The 21,331-nt window shown below is 63.0% G+C and carries 18 protein-coding genes and 2 pseudogenes; 12 read left to right on the top strand and 8 right to left on the bottom strand.

The genetic code is table 11. From position 1 onward, the window contains the following. Positions 1-119 precede the first annotated feature (119 nt). The 11 genes and pseudogenes from HCN50_RS05455 (at position 120) to HCN50_RS05500 (ending at position 12,363) form a co-directional block, all read left to right on the top strand. Entirely contained in the window at positions 120-881 is a 762-nt protein-coding gene (locus tag HCN50_RS05455) for a hypothetical protein (protein WP_171708615.1), read from the top strand. A 490-nt stretch (positions 882-1,371) separates the two neighbouring features. Continuing rightward, positions 1,372-1,587, top strand: a complete 216-nt coding sequence (locus HCN50_RS05460) for a hypothetical protein (protein ID WP_171708616.1) — start codon at positions 1,372-1,374, stop codon at positions 1,585-1,587. A gap of 332 nt (positions 1,588-1,919) precedes the next feature. After that, the gene (locus tag HCN50_RS05465; RefSeq protein WP_171708617.1) at positions 1,920-3,428 is read left to right on the top strand and encodes an amidohydrolase family protein; all 1,509 of its coding nucleotides are present in this window, start codon (positions 1,920-1,922) and stop codon (positions 3,426-3,428) included. Between the two features lie 252 nt (positions 3,429-3,680). Beyond that, a pseudogene (locus HCN50_RS34700) lies at positions 3,681-3,806 on the top strand (double zinc ribbon domain-containing protein); the annotation flags it as partial. Between the two features lie 42 nt (positions 3,807-3,848). After that, complete coding sequence (locus tag HCN50_RS05470; RefSeq protein ID WP_235976792.1) at positions 3,849-6,995, top strand: AAA family ATPase; 3,147 nt, start codon at positions 3,849-3,851, stop codon at positions 6,993-6,995. 149 nt (positions 6,996-7,144) lie between these two features. Beyond that, a complete protein-coding gene (locus HCN50_RS05475) occupies positions 7,145-7,987 on the top strand; it encodes an amidohydrolase family protein (RefSeq protein ID WP_171708619.1) in 843 nt (280 codons plus the stop codon). Between the two features lie 50 nt (positions 7,988-8,037). Continuing rightward, positions 8,038-8,283 carry a hypothetical protein gene (locus HCN50_RS05480; RefSeq protein ID WP_210264793.1) on the top strand — a complete coding sequence of 82 codons (246 nt, stop codon included), beginning with the start codon at positions 8,038-8,040 and terminating at the stop codon, positions 8,281-8,283. An 80-nt stretch (positions 8,284-8,363) separates the two neighbouring features. Next, positions 8,364-10,103: a pyrroloquinoline quinone-dependent dehydrogenase gene (locus HCN50_RS05485; protein ID WP_171708621.1), complete on the top strand. Its 1,740-nt coding sequence runs from the start codon at positions 8,364-8,366 to the stop codon at positions 10,101-10,103. Between the two features lie 67 nt (positions 10,104-10,170). Beyond that, positions 10,171-10,530, top strand: coding sequence for a c-type cytochrome (locus HCN50_RS05490; protein ID WP_171708622.1), 360 nt, complete (start codon positions 10,171-10,173; stop codon positions 10,528-10,530). 85 nt (positions 10,531-10,615) lie between these two features. After that, positions 10,616-11,329, top strand: a complete 714-nt coding sequence (locus HCN50_RS05495; RefSeq protein ID WP_171708623.1) for a substrate-binding periplasmic protein — start codon at positions 10,616-10,618, stop codon at positions 11,327-11,329. Positions 11,330-11,364: 35 nt separating this feature from the next. Beyond that, positions 11,365-12,363: an aldo/keto reductase gene (locus tag HCN50_RS05500; protein WP_171708624.1), complete on the top strand. Its 999-nt coding sequence runs from the start codon at positions 11,365-11,367 to the stop codon at positions 12,361-12,363. Positions 12,364-12,399: 36 nt separating this feature from the next. Here the strand turns inward: HCN50_RS05500 and HCN50_RS05505 are convergent, their stop codons facing one another. From HCN50_RS05505 to HCN50_RS05535, 8 genes and pseudogenes are all read right to left on the bottom strand, one after another. Further along, complete coding sequence (locus HCN50_RS05505; RefSeq protein ID WP_171708625.1) at positions 12,400-13,242, bottom strand: SMP-30/gluconolactonase/LRE family protein; 843 nt, start codon at positions 13,240-13,242, stop codon at positions 12,400-12,402. Between the two features lie 3 nt (positions 13,243-13,245). After that, a complete protein-coding gene (locus tag HCN50_RS05510; protein ID WP_171708626.1) occupies positions 13,246-14,214 on the bottom strand; it encodes a zinc-binding dehydrogenase in 969 nt (322 codons plus the stop codon). 183 nt (positions 14,215-14,397) lie between these two features. Then, the gene (locus tag HCN50_RS05515; RefSeq protein WP_171708627.1) at positions 14,398-15,393 is read right to left on the bottom strand and encodes an NAD(P)H-dependent flavin oxidoreductase; all 996 of its coding nucleotides are present in this window, start codon (positions 15,391-15,393) and stop codon (positions 14,398-14,400) included. Positions 15,394-15,605: 212 nt separating this feature from the next. Next, on the bottom strand, positions 15,606-16,793 hold the full coding sequence (locus tag HCN50_RS05520; RefSeq protein WP_171708628.1) for a 6-phosphofructokinase: 1,188 nt from the start codon (positions 16,791-16,793) through the stop codon (positions 15,606-15,608). Positions 16,794-16,814: 21 nt separating this feature from the next. Then, the gene (locus tag HCN50_RS05525; RefSeq protein ID WP_171708629.1) at positions 16,815-17,960 is read right to left on the bottom strand and encodes a fructose-1,6-bisphosphatase; all 1,146 of its coding nucleotides are present in this window, start codon (positions 17,958-17,960) and stop codon (positions 16,815-16,817) included. A 275-nt stretch (positions 17,961-18,235) separates the two neighbouring features. Then, positions 18,236-18,658 (bottom strand): annotated as a pseudogene (locus tag HCN50_RS05530) (IS5 family transposase); the annotation flags it as partial. Further along, positions 18,651-18,704 carry a hypothetical protein gene (locus tag HCN50_RS34705; protein WP_376700267.1) on the bottom strand — a complete coding sequence of 18 codons (54 nt, stop codon included), beginning with the start codon at positions 18,702-18,704 and terminating at the stop codon, positions 18,651-18,653. The pseudogene HCN50_RS05530 and the gene HCN50_RS34705, both read right to left, overlap by 8 nt. Positions 18,705-18,893: 189 nt before the next feature. Beyond that, the gene (locus tag HCN50_RS05535; RefSeq protein ID WP_171708630.1) at positions 18,894-19,673 is read right to left on the bottom strand and encodes an ArsR/SmtB family transcription factor; all 780 of its coding nucleotides are present in this window, start codon (positions 19,671-19,673) and stop codon (positions 18,894-18,896) included. A 247-nt stretch (positions 19,674-19,920) separates the two neighbouring features. Between HCN50_RS05535 and HCN50_RS05540 the strand changes: the two genes are divergently transcribed. Continuing rightward, positions 19,921-21,330, top strand: a complete 1,410-nt coding sequence (locus HCN50_RS05540) for an MFS transporter (RefSeq protein WP_171708631.1) — start codon at positions 19,921-19,923, stop codon at positions 21,328-21,330. The last annotated feature ends 1 nt before the right edge of the window (position 21,331 follow it).

The following is a 21,331-nucleotide window of genomic DNA, read 5'->3' on the forward strand; positions in this document are numbered from 1 at the left end:
CCGTGTTTCCACGGCCGCTCGGACGCGCGCTTGGTCTGAAATTGGGCCTGTTGCAGACGTGACTGGCGGCGCGGCCGATATCAGCGCGTAAGTCCACACTCCTCGTCCGGATTGCTGGTATGGCGGTAAGCCACGAGCCGGTTGCCAAAGACGGCTTGCTGGGCTTGATGGTCGACGGTCGGGTCGTTGAAGACGGCGAGCGTTCGCATGTGATTGCTAGTCAACAAACGGAGGCGTTTGTTCGAGTAGATGGGCAACCAACAGGGCGGGTAAGAGTTCTGAGAGGGCAGTCATGGAGGTATTTGCTCGAACAAAATTGTAACCTGCAACCCATCTGGGAGGAAACCATGAGGTATCATCTCAACTCATCGCGGATGTGGGGTTGTGTTGTGCTTGCTTTGACAGTCCCGGCGGCCACTGTCCCGGCCGTGGCGGAAGAAACCGGCCAATGGTTCGGTCGAGCCGTTCTGGTCACGCTGTCGAGCAAGAGCGTGAAGCTGGAGCACCGGGCTGACCATACGATGTCGCTCACTGAATACGACGGCGCCGTATTCAATGCCGACGGCAAGCCCTTCCTCGACAAGGCCCGCTATCAGGTGGTTGATCAAACGGATGCCGGCGTATCGAGCGGCGGCTACAAGACCTTCACAGAGGCCGATGGATCCAAGGTCTTTGCCAAGTACGTCCTGAAAGACGCGAAGCCCCGGGAGTTTCGCGGGACATTCCAGTTCACCGGCGGCACAGGTAAGTATGCGGGGATCACAGGCAGCGGCGATTATCATGTCGTCCTGATCAGCGACACGGCCTTGTGGGATGAACTCCGCGGCGAGTACAAGATTCCGGACAAGCCGACTATGGGGAGCGCTGCGCCTCCAAGGTAAGCTGCTCAATTGGGCATCGATTTCCGCTGCTGGTCTCGGTGGACGTGCCGACCCTTCCGATTGGTGTGTCTGCTTCCGGGCGGATAGGCTGGACATGGCGAAGTAAACCGCCACATCCGCCAATGGCCACGGCCTGAAATTTTTGAACCCAGCCGGCTCGGCTGGCGTTCGAAAATTACTGGCACGTAACAAATTTCGCACCTCGTGACACAAAAGATTTGACGCGCTGAATTTTCTCTGTGTTTAGATCATGACACTCGTCGCGGGTGAAATTGCCTGCACTCTTGAGGACCGTAATGCGCAACGCACGCACACCCATCGCAGAGACTGCCGCCTGCGTCCGGCCACTTATTCGGCTGGCCGATTGGTCGTGCATGTCCGTGATGAATTGGGGTCCGAATTTTCAGCTCGAAGCTGAGCTGATCCGCAAAGCAAGAGTGTAACTCCCGGCGCAGGGCAGCTCCCTCCGCCGAACTGGCAGGAGGGCAAGATGAACGCCCGCAACGACGTCAAGAGACCATCCGATCAGAAGTTGGACGCGGGGCCTATGCTGGCAGCGGCTCAACTGCGATTTGCCGCGCGGGTTGATTTTCTCGTGGCTCGCTGGCTCGAGCGCTGCGCCAACAACGCCGAGGCCGCACAACGGCTGTTCAAGACCGATCGGAAGCCCACGCGGGATTTCGGGGTGGGCGTAAGTCAAGCGTAATCCGCCGCTGCGTTTCAAGCCAGATGGCGGATTACGCGGGGTTTGCCTCCGGCGCGCATTCGCGGCGCCCCCGTTCGCTGATCCGCCTACGAGCGATAACGACAGATTGCGACAGCGCGTTAAGACAGCTTGGCTGCCAGATTACTTTCAGTTGCGCCCGGAAAAATTTCGGCGTTGAATTCGCCGCGTTGATGCGCCGCGGCCGCAAGGCCTGATCATCGATATAACTTTCGGGCAAGACGGGGAGGTACACCGGCTCGGTCCACTCAACGGATCTGAAGCGGTCAAGCGCGTGCGCTCAACTCTGATCGACCCAGCCAGGGAGGAGAACGATGAGCAGTTGGCTTAGTGAACGAGAGCAGCGCCTGGTCGCGGGCGCGGAGGCGGCATCGGCGGCGACGCCGATTCCGACCCAGATCGTCTCCAACGGCGAGTATCTGCCGCCGCCGCAGAGCGGCACGCAGAAGAAGGTCGAGGCGCGGATCAACGAGCTCGCTGACCTGAACGGCAAGCATCTTGGCTTGAGCCGCAGGCAGTTTCTGCACACGAGCTGCGGCATGGCGGCAGCGTTCCTTGCGATGAACGACGTTTACGGCAATGTCTTCCAGGTTGCGCCCGCCGAGGCCCGCGAGCCCGAGCTGATGCAGGCGCGCGCGCAAGGCCTCGCCGGCCAGTTCATCTTCGACGTCCAGACCCATTTCGTCCGCGACGATTTCGATCACAAGGAGCTGTTGGGGCTGGCGGACTTTGCGAGCCAGCACTGGAACCCGAAGATGAAGGAGGAGGGTGTCTCCTCGCTCGCCCGCTATAAGTTCCAGAACTATGTGAAAGAGATCTACTACGACAGCGACACTAACATGGCGCTGTTGAGCGGCGCGCCGTTCGACGATCCGAGCTGGTGGCTTCTCTCCAACGAGCAGATCGTCAAGGCGCGCGAACTGATCAACGATTTCGCCGGCTCGCGCCGCCTGCTGGCGCACAGCGTCATCACGCCCAAGCAGCCCGGCTGGATGGAGGAGGTCGACAAGGCGATCGAGGTCTACAAGCCCGATTCCTGGAAGTCCTACACGATCGGCGACCCGCTGGCACCGTCCAAGTTCCCATGGCGGCTCGACGATGAGCAGGTGATGTATCCGTTCTACGAAAAAGCGGTGAAGGCCGGCATCAACACCCTGTGCATCCACAAGGGGCTGCTGCCGCCCGACTACGAGAAGTCGTTCGCCGGCGTGTGGGAATACGCAACTGCGTGGGACATCGGAAAGGCGGCGAAGGACTGGCCGCAGATGAATTTTGTGATCTACCACTCGGCGCTGCGGGCGTTCCTCGAATTACCCGACAAGGCCTGGACGGAGTTCGAGCAGACCGGCCGCATCCAGTGGGCCACCGATCTTGCGGAGATCCCGCAGAAGTTCGGCGTCACCAATGTCTATGCCGAGCTCGGCACATCCTTTGCCAACTCGGCGGTGGCCCATCCGAAATTCTGCGCCGCGCTGGTCGGCACGTTGATCAAGGGCATGGGAGTCGATCACGTGATGTGGGGAACCGATTCGGTCTGGTACGGCTCGCCGCAGTGGCAGATCGAAGCGCTGCGCCGCCTCGAAATTCCGGAGGACATGCAGAAGAAATACGGTTTTGCGCCGCTCGGCGATGCCAACAGCGTCACCAAGCAACTGATCTTTGGCGGCAACGCCACCAAGTTCTACAAGATCAGGCTGAAGGCAGCCGACAACACCAGAATGCCGACCTTTTCCGAGGACCGCCTCGCGGCGCTCAAGAACGAATATGCGTCGGCCGCCAAGCAGCCATCGAACCTGCGCTACGGCTACGTTCGGGCCGCCTAAGCACGCAAGGCGGATTAGCCTTGCCGCGTCATGCCCCTCGTGCTGAGGGGGTGCCATCGGGTTCGCGCCTAGCGCAGCCCGGTGACAGGCTCCGGGCGTCTCCGGACGATGCTCCGCATCGCCGGGAGAACCACCGCTTTAGAATCACTATGGAACCTTGAGACGAATACCCGGAGTTGTGACCAATATCATATGGTCCGATTGAGGTTCCGGCGCATTCTCGCGGCGTCACGGATATCCCTTGAGGTCCGGATGCACTGCACGAATTGCGCAGCCGAAGTCCCGGAGCAAAGTAAATTTTGTAATCAGTGCGGAGCGGCGGTAGCACGGCGCTGTCCGGCCTGCCGTGCCGCAAACCCAGCCGCAAGCAAGTTCTGCGGCGACTGCGGGACCATATTGCGCGTGGATTCTCCTGTGCCGATGGCCCGGGACGCGCGCCCGATCGAGCGCCGGCAGCTTACGGTGCTGTTTTGTGACCTGGTCGGGTCGACCGCGCTCTCCGCGAGGCTCGATCCGGAAGACTTCAGCGCAATCATCGCCCGCTACCGCCGCTGCATTACTGAAACCGTTGCCTGCTTCGACGGCTTTGTCGCGCGACATCACGGGGACGGCGCGGTTGTATGTTTTGGCTACCCTCAGGCGCACGAAGACGACGCGGAGCGCGCCGTTCAAGCCGCCCTCGCGCTGGTGCAGGCGATCGCTGCCCTGCCGGCGAAAGAGAAATTGAGCGCGCGTATCGGTGTTGCAACGGGCATAGCGATTGTCGGCGACATGTCCGATAGCGCGATTTCCGAGGAGCATGACATCCTTGGCGACACCCCGAATCTTGCCGCTCGACTGCAATCGCTTGCACAACCTGGCGGCGTCGTTATCTCGGGTCGTACAAAGATGATCGCGGGACCGCAATTCGAGTATCTCGACCTCGGCAAAGTCGAGATCAAGGGATTCGCAAAACCGGTCGCGGCCTGGCAGGTCGCCGGCAAGACAACAGTGACCAGCCGATCGCACGCTCTGCAGAGCTGCGATGTGCTGCCGCTGATCGGTCGTGACGAGGAAATGGAGCTAATCCTGAGCCGATGGAAGCGGGCCAGGAGTGGCGAAGGTCAGGTGGTGCTGCTCTCTGGCGAGGCGGGAATCGGAAAATCACGGCTCACCGTGGCGCTGCTGGAACAGCTTGCTCGCGAGCCGCACATTCGCCTGCAGTATTTCTGCTCGCCGCAGCATACCGACAGCACGCTCTATCCGGTGATCGGCGAGATGTGGCGCGCCGCCGGCTTTGCTCACGATGACAGCCAACAAGCGAAAGCGGACAAGCTTGACGCGCTGCTGGCGCAAAGCGCCACGCCTTCAGAGGATGCGGCGCTGTTTGCCGAAATGCTGTCGCTACCCGGCGACGGACGCTACCCTCCGGTTGAAGTTGAGCCGCAGCTCCGCCGTCAGAAAACGCTGAAAGCTCTTGGTTCGCATATCGAGGCGCTGGCGCGGATCCATCCGGTGCTGATGATTTTCGAAGATGCGCATTGGACCGATCCTACCAGCCTCGAGTTCTTCGCCCGGGCGGTGGATCTGGCCGTGAGCCGACGGCTCTTGATACTTGTTACTTTCAGGCCGGAATTCAGCCCGCCCTGGATCGGACGGCCGCACGTGAGTGAGCTGAACTTAAATCGGCTGGCGCCGTGCGATATCAACTCGCTGATCGAGGGAGTCGTCGGCAACCGATCGTTGCCGGCCGGCATCCGCCAGGACATCATCGAGCGCACCGACGGCATTCCACTGTTTGCCGAGGAGATCACCAAGGCGGTGCTGGACGCAGAGGGTGAGAGCGATGTGCAGCGGTCTTCCGCAGGGGCGCCGACGCCTGTCGTGACGGTTCCGGCGAGCCTGCAGGCTTCGCTGATGTCGCGGCTCGACCGGCTCGGCCAGGCGAAAGACATCGCGCAGGTCGGCGCGGCGATCGGCCGGGAGTTTCCTCACATGTTGCTGGCCGCGGTCGCGCGAAAGCCGGAAGCGGAATTGGATGCCGACCTCAACCGGCTCATTGCGGCGGGCTTGTTGTTTCGGCAGGGTGTGCCGCCACATGCGAGCTACCTGTTCAAGCATGCGCTTGTGCAGGACGCAGCCTACAGCACGCTGCTGCGAGAGCCGCGGCGCGCGCTGCATGCGCGTATCGCCGAGATCCTTGAAAGCCAGTTCCCGGAAATAGCCGAGAGCCAACCCGAGCTGCTCGCGCGTCACTACACAAAGGCCGACCTGATCGAGAAGTCAGCGCGTCTGTGGGGCAGGGCGGGACTGCGGTCACAGGAACGCTCCGCGCTGGTCGAAGCAGCAGAGCAGCTCGACCAGGCTCTGGCGCAAATAGCGACCTTGCCCAGCGCGCCCGACCTGCGGCGCGAGCAGATCGTCCTGCAAGTCGCGCTCCTGAACACGCTGATGCATGTCAAAGGATATGGCGCTCCCGAAACCAAGACGGCCGTGGCGCAGGCGAGGGCGTTTATCGAACAGGCGGAACAGCTTGGCGAGTCTCCCGATGACCCTTCGTTGCTCCTCTCAGCCCTCTTTGGCCAGTGGATCGTCAATTTCATAAACTTCAATGGCGACGTTGCGCGCGAACTCGCGGCGCGGTTTCTCGAGCTTGGCGAGAAGGAGGGAGCGGCGGTCCCGCTCATGATTGGACACCGCACCATGGCGAGTACGCTCGCATTGAGGGGGGACCTCGTGGAGGCCATAGCGCACTACAATGAAGCCCTCGGCCTCTATCGCCCCGCCGAGCACCGGCGACTGATGACGCGATTTGGTCAGGACCTCCGGGTAACGTGTCTGGCCTTTCGTTCAATGGCCTCGTGGCTGCTCGGCTATCCCCAAGCTGCGTTGAACGACGCAGACAGCGCGCTGATGGAAGCGCGCCAGATCGAGCATGCTGCCACTTTGATGTTTACACTGAATTTCCCGATTCTTGTTAATACCTACTGCGGGAATTACCACGCCGCAAATGAGCATCTCAAAGAGCTTGTCGCGCTGGCCGAAGAGAAAGGCGCCCCGTTCCGAAAAGCGGAAGCCGTGCTTCGGCGGGGCTATATCCTGACGCTCACCGGCGCCGCGAAAGCCGTCGAGACCGTCACGGAAGGTATTGATTTATGGCGGTCGGCCGGATCGACGATATTCACGCCGGAGCAGGAATTCATGCTGGCAATTGCGCACGCGGATTCAGGCCAATTGGATGAAGGCTGGCGCTGCATCGGCAAGGCAATGGCGGCGATGCAAGCAACCAGGGAAAAATGGTGCGAGGCCGAGGTTCATCGCGTTGCCGGTGAAATCGCGCTCAGGTGGCCGCAGCGGGACGAGGCGAGAGCGCAAGCGCATTTCGAGCATTCGCTGACGATTGCGCGAGCGCAGCATGCAAAGTCGTGGGAATTGCGTGCAGCCACCAGCTGGGCGCGGCTGTTGAGCTGTCAGGGCAAACGGAAGATGGCACGTGACGTTCTCGCGCCCATCCACGAGTGGTTCACCGAAGGATTTGACACAAGCGATCTGCGAAAGGCCAAGGCCTTGCTCGCTGAGCTTCATTGATCGCGCCGTTCGTCATCGCGCTGCTAAGATGCCGCGGATGAGGCGCTGATCCAGCGATGCCGCGAGACGCATTGCCGCGCCGCGTCGTGGCATCTGGACAGGGGCCTTGCGCATTGTCCAAAATCGGCTCGCACAGAGCGGAGGCGCCGATGCCGATCATCGATTCCCAGGTCCATGCCTACGAGGCGAACAGTCCGAACCGGCCCTGGCACAGTGTGCCGAACTGGCCCGATCACGTCACGGGCGACGAGATGGTGGCGGCGATGGACAAGGTTGGCGTCGACGGCGCGATCTTCATCTCCGCGTTTTCGCTGTACCGCTACGACGCCAGCTACGCCGTGGAGGTGCAGCGGGCGCATCCCGGCCGGTTCGGGATCGTCAAGCCGGTCGACCCCGATGATCCCAATGTCGCTGACGTCGTCGCCGACTGGAAGAAGACGCCGGGCACGGTCGCAATCCGCATCATGCTGACCAAGGAGGCGCGGCGCGCGCCTGACGATCCCGGCCTCGACCGGATTGCGCGCGCGGCGGTGCGTCATGATTTTCCGGTCAACCTGCACTGCTGGGACAATCTGGACGCGGGCACGGCGCTGGTCGATCGCCATTCCGACACGCGGTTCATCATCGATCATCTCGGCATCCTGCAGCCGCGGGTGCCGCCGGCGCCGCCCGAGCCTTGGGCTGCGTTGCCGAAGGTGCTGGAACTCGCCAAACGGGCGAACGCCGTGATCAAGGTCAGCGGCGCCTGCACGCTGTCGCGCGAGCCGTTTCCTTATCCCGACATCTGGGACCCGCTCGCGCGCGTATTCGACGCCTGGGGCTTCGAGCGCTGCCTGTGGGGCACGGACTGGACGCGCGCGTTCGCCGTCGTCAACTACGAGCAGGCGGTTGAGCCGTTCCTCAAGACCAGCCGCCTGAGCGATAGCGAGCGCGCCATGCTGATGGGCGGCGCCTGCATCAAGGCCTATGGCTGGTCGCCGAAGAAAGGGTAAGTCGGCACATCCGTGCGCGCTCCACAAAAAAACAACAATCCGGTCAACTAATGGGCGGGCGCATCGAGGGACATGTCATGGTGCACTGCACCGACATCGCCGAAGGCACCATGGAGCAGGCAAGCCGCGGCAATGACGGCGTGCGCCGCTGTGCACGGAATGGCGCCCTCCTTGAAAACAATGCCAGGCGCAAATCTCTGACGGCTTCTCGTTCAGGCGGCAGCAAAGGCTGCCGTCGCCGCGCCACTGATATCCCGCCGCTTCATGCCATCTATTGCAAACGCCTGACCCTGTGAGGTACTGACGCCAGAACATCATCCTGCAAGGGGGCGAGAAAAATTCGGCCTGACAAACAAACGAAAAAGGGAGGATGCAGATGAGTTTCCAAGAACGATATCTCGCCGGCTGCGCTGCGCTGGCGGTGGCCGCCCTGGTCACTGCCTCGCCGACGCGTGCTCAAGCGCCGACTCAGCCGCAGGAAGCGGCCCTGAACGCCGAGGCGGCCCAGAACGACTGGCCGACCTATCACGGCACCTACAAGTCCTACCACTACAGCGGCCTCGACCAGATCAACACCGGCAACGTCAAGAATCTCGAAGTTGCCTGGATGCATTTTCCGGAGCGCGCTACCCGGGGCATTCAGTCAACGCCGCTGGCCCTTGACGGAGTGCTGTACTATTCGGGCTCCTACAGCCGCATCTACGCGCTGGACGGCGCGACCGGCAAGACAATCTGGACTTACGTGCCGGAGCTCGACGAGGACCTGGTCTCCAAGCAGACGCACTCGCCGTACAACCGCGGCATCGCCATCGGACACGGTAATCTCTACGTCGGCACGGTCGATGGCCGCCTGATCGCGCTCGATCTGAAGACCGGCAAACCGGTATGGGACACCAAGCTGCTGGATTCCAAGAAGATGACGGTCGGCTTTACCGGCGCGCCGCTGGTCGTAAAGGACAAGGTGATCATCGGCGCCCAGGGCGGCGAATGGCCCTATCGCGGACCGATCTTCGGCGTGGAAGGCAAGACCGGAGCGAAGAAATGGGAATTCTTCACGGTTGCCGGTACTGAAGAGGCCATGAAGACCTGGGGTGGTGACTCCTGGCGAACCGGTGGTGGTGGCGGCTGGATGCCCGGAACCTACGACCCGGAAACCAATACGGTATGGTGGGGAACCGCCAACCCGGCGCCGCTCTATGACTGGGCCGGCGCGGACTGGAAGAAGAGCGGACCACGGCCGGGCGAAAACCTCTACACGACATCAGTCATCGCGCTCGATCCCGATACCGGCAAGCTCAAATTCTACCATCAGGAGCTGCCGCACGATGCCTGGGACTTCGACTCTTCGGTCGGCGAGTTCGTCATGATCGACCGCGGCGGCAAGAAGCTCGTGGTGCACGCCAACAAGAGCGGATACATCTTCGTCTACGATCGTTCCAACGCCAAGGTCGAGAACGTCTGGCCGCTGGTCAAGAATATCAACTTCGTCAAGAGCATTGATCCGAAGACCGGCGAACTGATCGGTCGCCGCGACCTCTCGGAAGGCAAGGTGGACCCGCCATTGTGCCCGGCCATCGCCGGCGGCATCAGCTGGAACTCCGGCGCCTATAGCCCCAAAACCGGGCTCTTCTACCGGATTGGGCAAGAGTGGTGCATGGAGCTGACCGTCGAGAAAACCACGCCGGTCCTGGAGCCGATGGCCCAGCTCAACCTCGGCGCCACATTCAAGTTCATCCCGCCTCCGGACGGACCGGCCCGTGGTCATCTCAGCGGCCGCGATCCGGTCACCGGCGAAAAAAAGTGGGAGGTCAATTACAAGCAGCCGCCGCTCGCCAGCGTTCTCGCCACCGCGGGCAATCTAGTATTCGTGCCTGATGCCGAAGGCATCGTGCACGCCTACAATGCGGAAAACGGTCAAGAGCTCTGGTCGCGCAACAACGGCATGGGACATAATGCCGGCATCATCAGCTACATGGCCGGCGGCAAGCAGTACATCGCCGTACCGGCGGGCTGGGGCAGTCTGGTGGCCGATGAGTACGTCGCGCTCTATGGCGAACCCTTCAAGAGCATGTCGAAGAATACCGGCGCCTTGATTGTCTACGCGCTCAGACAATGATGATGGCGTGGGCGGCAAGGACTGATCTCTCCCTGCCGCCCCTGCCGGTTCTAATACGGATGCTGGAATGCGAATACCGTTTGTAACTGCTGCTTCCATGGCCATCATCTGGCCATGGCTGTCGACCGTCTCGTTCGCCCAGCAGCCCAACGCAGCGGGCTCTGCAAGTCCGCCGGCGCAAGCCGAAGCCTCGCCGAACGAACTCGATGGCCGAAAAATGTTCTCTAGCAACTGCGGCTTTTGTCACCAGAACGGCGGCCGCCATGCCGGCCGGGGTCCGAAGCTTTCGAAGTCCGAGCGCAGCGACGAATTCATCATCGAGCGTATCAAGAAGGGCAAGACGGGCTCAATGCCTGCCTTTGAAGGGGTATTCAATGACGCCCAGATCGGCGCGCTTCTGGCCTACATTCGAGGGCTGGATGATTAGGGCGCCTTCTGCAGCATGGAAGCCGCGATGTCGCCTCACCCGATACGCGGCAAGCCTGTCGCTGCTGATATTCTGGAACGCACCGGTGGATGCCCGCTCGCTTGAAAACGTCATCGAACGCGGCGCTTTAACACTCTGCGCTAGTCCCAATGCGCTACCGTTTGCCAGCAAGTCCGGACCGGTCCCGGGATTTCAGATCGAACTCGGTGAGAAGATTGCCGAGCAACTCGGCGTCAAGCTGACGCGGGAGTGGGTGGTCAGTGCCGTCCAGTATCGCCGCGCCGATTGCGATCTCGTGCTCGACGTTATCTCCCGCAAGGATACATCGCCGCCGGGCGGTGTGCGGGTTACGCGCCCTTATCATCGCAGCGGTGTCGTGCTCGCGGTACGCAGCGATTCGAAGGCGTCTTCGCTGGCAAGCCTCGACCCCTATCAACGGGTCGGAGTACAGGTCGGCTCGCTAGTGTCCATGACGCTCGCCAAGGGCGGCGCTACCACCTCCCCGTTCGTGTTCGAGAACGACATTGTCGCGGCGCTGGCCAATCGCGAGATCGAGGCAGCCGCCGTCACGCCGATGACGGTCGGCTGGTTCAACCTGCAGCATGCCGACAAGCCTCTGCGCCTGATTCCGGCGTTCGACAATGACGAGGATCTGAACTGGAATATTGCCGCCGGGCTGCTTCGCCCCGACGACAAGCTGCGCACACGTGTCGATGCGGCGATCGAGGCGCTGCTGGCCGACGGCACTATCGCGCGGATCTATGCGCGCTACGGCATCGAGCTGCGGCCGCCGCAGTAAGGCGCGTTACCGGATTGGGCGCGGAGGAACCGGCGATGCAGATGCGGGTGTTTGGGCGCACGGGCATGCAGCTCTCGGTGCTGGGCTTCGGCTGCGGCGCGGTGGGCGGGTTGATGGTGCGCGGCGACGCTGCCGACCAGGAGCGCGCCATCGCGCGGGCGATCGCCGCCGGCGTCAACTACTTCGACACGGCGGTGCAGTACGGCGATGGCGAATCGGAAAAGAACCTTGGCCGCGTGTTGCAGAAGCTGAAACCGGCCGGCGTGGTGGTGGGCACCAAGGTGCGGTTGCCGCCAAGCGAGCGTGGCCGCATTGATGAAGCGGTGAGGCTGTCGCTCGAAGGCAGCCTGGCGCGGTTGCGTCTGGAGCGGGTCGACATTCTTCATCTGCACAATCCGATCACCGGGCAGGGCGGCGGACCGGCGCTGAGCGTTGGGCAGGTGCTCGACGAGGTCGTGCCGGCGTTCGAACGGCTGCGGCAGCAGGGCAAGATCCGGTTCCTCGGGATGACGGCACTCGGCGACACGGCGGCGCTGCATCAGGTGATCAATGCCGGCGTCTTCGACAGCGCCCAGGTCGTCTACAACATGCTCAATCCATCTGCGGCCGCCGAATTGCCGACGAACTATCCGGCCCAGGATTACGGACGATTGTTCGACCGCACAGAGGGCGCTGGCGTTGGCATCGTTGGCATTCGCGTGCTGGCCGGCGGCGCCCTGTCGGGCTCGGCCGAGCGCCATCCGATCGCGGGACCGGCGCCGGAGCCGATCGGCTCGGCGAAGAGCTATGATGCCGATATCGATCGCGCGCGCCGCCTGGTGCCGCTGATCGACGAGGGGTTCGCCGCCAGCCTGACCGAAGCCGCCACGCGGTTTGCGATCTCACACCCGGCGATGGGCACGATTCTGGTCGGCATAGCGACGCCGCAGCAATTCGAGGACGCGCTCGCCGCGGTGGAGAGAGGCCCACCGCCGCAAGCTGCGCTCGACCGGCTGTCGGAGTTGAGGCAGGCATTCGCCGGCGAAGCGCGATGACGGGATATTTCAGGTGCGTTCAGCGAACGTCAGACGTCAGGGATAACCGGCGCCGGCGACCTCGACATCGACTGCGTCAATGCGCGCGGACGATTTGCGTTGCCGGAGTTCTTCGTAGGACGTCGCCGCGCTCAGGCAGAACAGCGTCTTCCGCTCCGGTCCGCCGAGGGCGCAGGCGAGGGCGCGGCGGCCGGGGACTTCTATTCGCTGCAATTCGCGTCCCTCGGCATCGAGACGAATGAAGGCGTCTTCCTCAAAGGCCGCGACCCACACCGCGCCGTCGCCGTCGAGGCAGATGCCATCGGGAGACTTCATGCTCCCGAAACGGCCACGCAGCTTCAGGTCGCCGTTGGGGTCGATGGCGTAATCGGCGAGGCAGCCGCCGTCCATTTCGGCCACCACGAGCCGACCGTGATCGGCCGAGACCGCGATGCCATTGGGAAACCGCAGGCCCTCGGCCACGACGCGCGCCGCGCCGTCGGGCATCACCAGAAGGATGCGGCCGACGGCACCGCGATCGGGCGGCGGCGGCAGATCGAAACCGAGATCGCCGACATAGGCACGGCCCAGATCGTCCACGATCATGTCGTCGATCGTGCCTTTGGCTATGCCGGAAAGCTCGGCATAGAGCGAAAGCGCGCCGTCGCGAAAGGCCAGCAGGCGCTTGCGGAACATCGTCAGCACGATCAGCGTGCCGTCCGGCAGCACGCCGAGGCCGCAGGGCGTATCGTCGTCGACTTTCGCATGCTGCTCGCACGCGCCGGAGGGGGAGAGGCTGAGCAGCGTCCGCGCCATGCAGTCGACGAACCAGAGCCGGCCCGCATGCCAGCGCGGCCCCTCGTAATAGCGACCGCCATCGAGCACGCAGCGCAGCTTCATTGGCTACAACGTCACCACGATCTTGCCGAGGTGCTTGTTGGCTTCCATGTGCTCGAACGCCTTGCCGATCTCGGCGAAGGGATAGATCTTGTCGATCGGCAGTTGCAGTTTTCGCGATTCCACGGCGCCCCAGATATCTTTGCGGACCTCGTCAAAAATCTCGCGAATTTCCTCGATGGTTCGGGTGCGGAAGGTGACGCCGATATAGTGAATGCGGCGCGCGGCGTGCAGGTCGAAATTGAAATCGGCATGGGTGCCGCCGAGCCGGCCGACATTGACGATGCGGCCCTTGACCTTGGTAGCGGCGAGGTTCTGGTTGGCGACACTGCCGGACACCTGGTCGACGATCAGGTCGACGCCTTCGCCGTTGGTTGCGTTGAGCACCTGATCGACCCAGCCTGGATCGCTGGAGTCGATTGCGAGATCGGCGCCGAATTCCTTCAGCCGGCCGCGGCGCATCGCGTCCGTCGAGGAGCCGATGACGAGCCTGGCGCCCTTCAGCTTCGCGATCTGCATCGCCATTAGCCCGACGCCGGAGCTCGCGCCCTGGATCAGCACGCTCTGGCCCGGTTGCAGCGCGCCGTTGGTGACGACGGCATTGTGCATGGTGGCGAGCGCGACGGGGAGGGTGGCGGCTTCCTCGAAGTTCATGTTCGAGGGCGCGCGGAACAGCCGGCCGTGATCGGCCAGCGTATATTCGGCGAACGCCGCGCCGCCTGAGCCCATGATCTTGTCGCCGACCTTGACGCCCTTGGCATCAGGCCCAAGCTCGGCGACTTCGCCCGCCCATTCCATGCCGAGTACGGTGCCGATGCCGCCGGCCGAGCCGTGGACATGGCCCTTGGTCATGCCGAGATCGGCGCGGTTGAGGCCGCAGGCATGCACCTTGACCAGCACCTGCGTGCCCTTTGGCGAGGGTTTTGCAACATCTGATATTTCGGCGCCGTTGGCGCCGTAGACATAGGCTTTCATGGGCTCTTCTCGTTTTCTGCTCCCTCTCCCGCTTGCGGGGGAGGGCTGGGGTGGGGGTGGCGCCGCGAGTTACACTGTTCGTGTGGAGAGAGTTCCCCCCACCCGGATCGCATCTTCTGATGCGATCCGACCTCCCCCCGCAAGCGGGAGAGCTGAAGCGAGTTTGCGGCGCGCACAGGCGGCCTATTCGGCCGCCTGCCGCTGCGCGCCCGACAGCATGCCCTCGAACCGGCTGCGGATGATCGCTTCCGCCTCGCGCACGATGCGGGACACCAGCTCGGCGCAGGTCGGGATGTCGTGGATCAGGCCCTGCACCTGGCCGGCCGACCAGATGCCCTCGTCGGCATCGCCCGTCGCGTAGACCATCTTGCCGCGGGCGCCGGCGACGAGCTCGCGCACGTCCTCGAATTTTGCGCCTTCCTTCTCCATTTGCACGACCTTGGTCGAGATCGCGTTCTTGGCGACGCGCGAGGTGTTGCGCATGGTGCGGAAGATCAGGTCGGTCTCGCGCTCGTCATTGGCGACGATGCGCTCCTTCACGAGCTGATGGATCGGGCTTTCCCTGGTGCACATGAAGCGCGTGCCCATGTTGATGCCCTCGGCGCCGAGCGCGAGCGCTGCGACCAGGCCGCGGCCGTCGCCAAAGCCGCCCGAGGCGATCATCGGAATCTTGACCTTGTCGGCTGCGGCCGGGATCAGGATCAGGCCGGGCGTGTCGTCCTCGCCGGGATGGCCGGCGCACTCAAAGCCGTCGATCGAGATCGCGTCGACGCCCATCCGTTCCGCCGACAGCGCGTGGCGGACGCTGGTGCATTTATGGATGATCTTGATGCCGTGCTTCTTGAATTCGGTGACATGTTCCTGCGGCTTGTTGCCGGCGGTCTCGACGATCTTGATGCCGGCCTCGATGATGGCCTGGCGGTATTCGGCATAAGGCGGCGGCTTGATCGCGGGCAGGATGGTGAGGTTGACGCCGAACGGCCTGTCTGTCAGGTCGCGGCAGCGCGCGATTTCCTTGGTCAGATCCTCAGGCGTCGGCTGCGTCAGCGCGGTGATCAGCCCGAGCGCACCGGCATTGGCGACGGCCGCGACCAGCTCGGCGCGGCCGACCCATTGCATGCCGCCCTGGACAATCGGGTGCTCGACGCCGACGAGCTCGGTGAATCGCGTCTTGATCATATCTGCCCTCTGTTTCCCCGGCGGGACGGCCCGCACGTCTTTTTTGAGATTTCGGGGGCAGGATGCCGTCCGCCCCTCGAAAAGTCTACCGGGAGCGGGCGCTGGTCAGGGCAACTCCATCATGCAAAAGAGGGGGCTTGTTTCCGCAATGCGAACATTCCGCATGGAGTCCGGCATTTCCGAGATCACCCACCCGGATTACCACTGCCATCCTATGACGCGCGGGTGAGAAAGATCGGCAGCCCTCGCTTGTTGCCGTAGATGGGGCGGTAGCGCTCCGTGTTGTACGTAGTGGCGACGTCCAATTTGCGCGGCCCGAGCTTGGCGTCAGGGATGGGCACGAGGTCATAGCGCCCCTCCACCAGCGCCGACATGCGGCCGGTCTTGCCTTCCAGGATGGCATCGTAGGCCATGTTACCGAAAGTCAGGGCCACGAGCTTGTCCATGAAGTCCGGATTGCCCGATCGCAGGTCGTAGGTGAGGTCAGATGTGATCGTCTCCTCGCCGACGCGCCGCTTGATCTCGTCGGCGAACGATTCCGCCACGCTCGCCTTCTTGCGATGACCGTAGGCATCGGGCTCGCCGTATTCCTGCACCTCGTAGCCTTCCCATGCGGCGCCCTCGCTGAGTACGACAAGCGCGTAGTTGCTTGGGTTGGCGCGCTTCTCCTCCACGAGCAACTGGATCAGCTTGTCGAGATCGAACTTGTACTCCGGTATGACGCACCGTATCGAGGTGGCGTACGCGGTGTAGAGCGCCGTAAATCCGGCATCGCGGCCAAAGACGCGAAAAATGCCGATTCGCTCGTGCGATCCGACAGTGGTGCGCTGCCGCTGGATGGCGTCGCTGGCGCGGGTGATCGCGGTCGAGAAGCCGATGCAGTACTCGGTGTTGCGGACGTCGTTGTCCATCGTCTTCGGAATGGCGATGATCTTGACGCCGAGGTCGTTGAGCTTGGCTGCGTAGCTGAGCGTATCGTCGCCGCCGATGGCGATCAGATGGTCGATGCCGAGCCCCGAAAGGTTCGCCAGCACCTGGGCAGTAACGTCCCACGTCCTGGTTGCGATGCCGCCCTTGGTGCTAAGCGAGGCTGGAAAGTCGCTGCTGACGAGATGATCCGGCAGCTTCTTCATCTTGGACGGATTGGTGCGACTCGAGTGCAGCACGGTGCCGCCGCTCCGGTCTATGGTACGCGTGTTGTCACGGTTCAGCGGGATGATGTAGTGGGACCTGCTGGCCGGGTCCTCGAGATTTACGTGCGTGAGGGCCTCCCAACCACGGCGGAGGCCGACGACCTCGATGTCATTCTCGCTGCTGCGATATGTCACGCTCTTGATGACCGCGTTGAGGCCGGGAACGTCGCCGCCGCCCGTGAGAATGCCGATACGCCTTTTTGCCATACCTACCTCGCAGGCGATCTCTTACTCGGCCGCTTCCGGCTTGCGCTCCTTGCGCATCTGAAAGCGCTTCAGCAGTGAGGACACGGTATCGCGGAAGCCGCCATACTCCAGCTCGGAATAGGGCAGCATCGCGGCACCGGACCAGCCCTGGCTGCGCATCTCGATTGCCTTGCGCTGGGCGCGCCGGCGGACCTCGTCCCACGCCGGGTTGTCGAAGAAGTCGGTGAAGGACTCCGAAAAACGGCCGTCCTTGTCGATCGAAAAGCCGGTGCAGGAAACGATCGGGAGGCAGTACATGCCTGTCACCGGTGTGTTAATTGGCACGGGCATGAGCGGCATCACGTGCGAGCCGCGCGCATCGCCGCCTACGAAGTGCGCCTTCGCGAACGGCGAGACGATTTCTTCAGGTGCGGGGAAAATCCCCTGGTTCCTGACGATCGCGACCGGATCGTCCTTGCCGGTATACTTGCCTGCGATCGCGTGAAGACGCTGCGCCGAAATGGCGACGGCGACCTCGCCATGGGTCCGGGAAACGATGCGATCAATGCCAAAGCGCTCGTTGTCGCGGAGCAGTGCGGCAATGTGATAGCCATCCGCGGGCGCGTCGAGTTCGATCACGCTGTCGCCGGCCGTGTTGTCCATGTCGATGACATGGAAACGGAATCCCTTGATCATTGGGGGCAGCATTAGCCCGGCACAATACATGGGATCGGCAAAGGCGAGGTAGAGCGGCAGGTTGTAGGCGCCGGGGCCGCATTTGTCGGCGGCGAACACCATGAAGGACTCCGCAGGTCGCGTGCCCGAGAGGCTGTGGTCGAAGCTGAGCTCGGCGACGCCTGGGCCGGCACCGCGCACGTTTCCGGACGGTGCGTCGACGAGAAGATCCTGGCCGGCGCCATAAAGCCCGGAGGTCTTCGCGACCGAGGTGGCCGCGAGGAATGCCTTCCAGGCAAGTTGATGCACCTCGGAGCTCCCTTCGCCCCGTGTGTGCGTCATGATGATCGCAATGTCGTCGCCGGTGTGGCTGACGAAACCGTCGATCAATAGGCCATCGCAGATCGCCTTCGCGACCTCGCCCTCGACAGCTGCCATCATGCGTGTAGACGGTTTGGTGTGGCCGCCGACGGAGCCTATGTCAGCCTTGATGACCGAAAGAGTGAGTCTCATGAGCGTTTCCTCCGACCAGCGCAGCGCAACGCCTCGGCGTCTGCGCTTGCTGCGCCGGGGCGACGGCGCTGCTCATTCGCGAACCAGAACGTCCGAGGTTCCTTTAGGTTCCGCAAATGACCTTCTCGAAAGCTCGGGGTTATTCCGGTAACCGGGCGGATAATCAGTCATGCCGCCCTGGACGATAGGGACTCGACGCCGACGAACTCGGTGAATCGCGTCTTGACCATCTCTGCCTTCTAATTTCCCGGTACAATTCATTTCCGCGGAAGTGTCTAGGACGCGGACTCACAGAGACGCAGCCATAGCCTGATTGACGCGAGTTGAACGAAGGCAAGGTAGTTGGCAGCGAGCCTGTCGTAGCGCGTCGCCACCCGACGACATTGTTTGATCCTGTTGAAGAACCGCTCGACTTGGTTGCGAGCGCGATAGAGATACGGGCTGAAGCAGATCGGATCGCTCCGATTCCTTCTCGGCGGGATGTTGGCCCACGCGCCCTTCTGCATGGCGAGCTCTCTGATCCAGTCCGTGTCATAGCGGCGGTCGGCCAGCAGCATTGACCCAGATTTGAGGCGAGACCGCAGCTTTCCCGCAAGTCGAACGTCGTGTGCCTCGCCGGGGCTCAATGCCAGCCGTACCGGCAGACCATTGCTATCGACCACAGCATGAATTTTGCTCGTCAAGCCGCCGCTAATCGCGCCAAGGTGCCCCGGATCGCAAGACCCAGAAGATGCCATTGAGCACACGTCGGTCGTTTAGCCGAGGAACGCCACGAGGTTATTCGGCAGCATGGGCTTGATGGCAACCCATTCAAGCGAGTTCGTAGCGCATGATTCGAGCCCCCCAGTTGAGTTTGAATCACAGGGGTCTGGCCAATCGCAACATTTCGGGCTCAGCTCGGGTCCCCACAGCCGAAAGTGGCCAATCGCGCTACTATCTCCGTCCGGGGGACGCTGATTCGACCGCTATAGCTGATACCCGGCCTCCGGAGAGCGATCCAACACGCCTATCGTGACCGTCCATCGGGGGTGCGCCCTCGATGCCGAACGTTGTGGCGAGTTCTCTAACGCCAACTGGGGTTACGACGAGCGCTCGGCTATCCCTGACGTGCTCGACCCAATCGTGCTCGAGAGCGTGATCAAGAATGGCGGCGCCGACCGCCCCGGCCAGATGCGGCCGGCGCTCGCTCCAGTCGAGACAGGGGCGACAGAACACCCGGCGCTTGGAGGCGAGGCGAAGATCGACGCCCAACTCATCGAAGAATGACCGACCGGCATCGGTGAGTTGTCCGCCATCCTCGTCGAGCAGAATGAACGACTGTTGCACCAGCCGGTCGGCGATTGCGACGGCGATGCGGCCGGCCATGTGGTCATAACACGTGCGCGCGTGTCGGAGCGTTTCTCCGCCGCGCCAGAGATTGCGCTGCCGGGCGGGGCCTTCCTGCGCCACGACCATGAGGCCTTCCAGCACGCGCGCGACGTGCGGAGAGGCCAGGCGGAAATATCGTCGTCGGCCCTGTTTTGCGAGCGCGAGCAATCCGGCGTCGCTGAGTTTCGCAAGATGGCCACTCGCTGTCTGCGGCGCCACGCCAGACACATAGGCGAGCTCCGAGGCGGTCAACGTTCGGCCATCCATCAGGGCGCTAAGCATGTTCGCGCGCGCTGGATCGCCGATGAGTGCCGCGACCTGGGCGATCTTGGGTCCCGTGTCCATGTCTTTCTCGTACGCCGACGAGGGCGCAGTGCCAAGCACAAATACTTCGGTCAAGACCGTAGTGTTTCTGCGAGACCGGTTCGATCAGGGGACTTAGGTTGCCTGGACGCCAATAAGCCCGGCGAGGGAACTGCCGCATGACGCGAAAGATCTCCCGCGGCTCCGAATATTCGATTGGTATCGAATGACCATCGCAAAGCGCGCTGATCTGGGCCGTCAAATTCTCACAGGCAACTGAGTGTGATCAATGCAAACAACTTCGTTCAACACAAGGCAGCCGGAACTAGCCCACTCCGACAACACGTCATCCCGTTCGCCTCTCGCGACGGCGCTGGCACTTGCCGCCACGAGCCTCGGCCTTGGCGTGGTGCAGCTCGATATCACCATCGTCAATACTGCGCTGAGCAGCATCGGCACCTCGCTCGGCGGTAGCGTGGCCGAGCTGCAATGGGTGGTGACCGCCTATACCATCGCATTCGCGGCCTTCATTTTGACCGCCGGCGCGCTCGGTGACCGCGTTGGCGCCAAACGGATATTCATCGCGGGCTTTGCGATATTCACGGTGGCTTCGCTCGCCTGCGCGCTGGCGCCGTCGGCGATATTCCTGATCGCCGCACGCTCCGTGCAGGGCCTGGCTGCAGCGATCCTGGTGCCGAACTCGCTGACGCTGCTCAATCATGCCTATACCGATCCGAAGGCGCGCGGCCGCGCGGTCGGCTTCTGGGCCGCAGGTGCGAGCGTCGCACTGACTTCGGGGCCGTTCGTCGGCGGCGCGCTGATCGCGCTGGTCGGCTGGCGCGCGATCTTTCTCGTCAACCTGCCGATTGGCGCCGCCGGCCTTTGGCTTGCCTGGCGTTATGCCGAGGAGACGCCGCGGCTCGCGCAGCGCGAGATCGATCTGCCGGGACAGATCGCGGCGATTGCAACCCTCGGCACGCTGGCCGGCGCCCTGATCGAAGGCGGCGTGCTCGGCTGGAGCCATCCGCTCGTCATCATGGGCTTCGTGGCAGCGGCCGTGATCGGACTCCTGTTCGTATGGCGCGAGGCGCGCGCGCCGCAACCGATGCTGCCGCTCTCGCTGTTCCGCCACCGCATGTTTGCGCTGACCGCTCTGGTCGGGCTCCTCTTCAACATCGCTTTCTACGGCCTTATCTTCGTGCTCAGTCTCTACTTCCAGAAGGTCAACGGCTGGTCGCCGTTCGCAACAGGCCTCGCCTTCGTGCCCATGATGGGCATGGTGCTGCCCGCCAACCTCGTCACCGCATCGGTCAGCGAGCGCCTCGGCGCGCCGCAAACCATTGCACTGGCTTGTGTGATCACTGCCGCGGGCTGCGTTGCGCTGCTGCCTATGGCCTCAGGCACCAGCTACGGGGCGATCGGCGCTCAGCTCATGGTCCTCGGCGGCGGGCTCGGCCTGCTCGTGCCGTCCTTGACCTCGACGCTGCTCGGCAGTGTCGAGAAGTCGCGATCCGGCATCGCTGCGGGCGTATTGAACGCAACGCGGCAGACCGGCAGCGTGCTTGGCGTTGCCCTATTCGGCTCGCTGGTCGGAGGCAACAACGTGTTCATTGCGGGCGCACATGCCTCGCTGCTCATTTCGGCCGCTGTGTTGCTCGCCGGTGCGGTCGCGATCTGGCTTGGCCGAGCAAAGGACTGAC

It is taken from the genome of Bradyrhizobium archetypum, assembly GCF_013114835.1.
Classification (GTDB): Bacteria; Pseudomonadota; Alphaproteobacteria; order Rhizobiales; family Xanthobacteraceae; genus Bradyrhizobium; species Bradyrhizobium archetypum.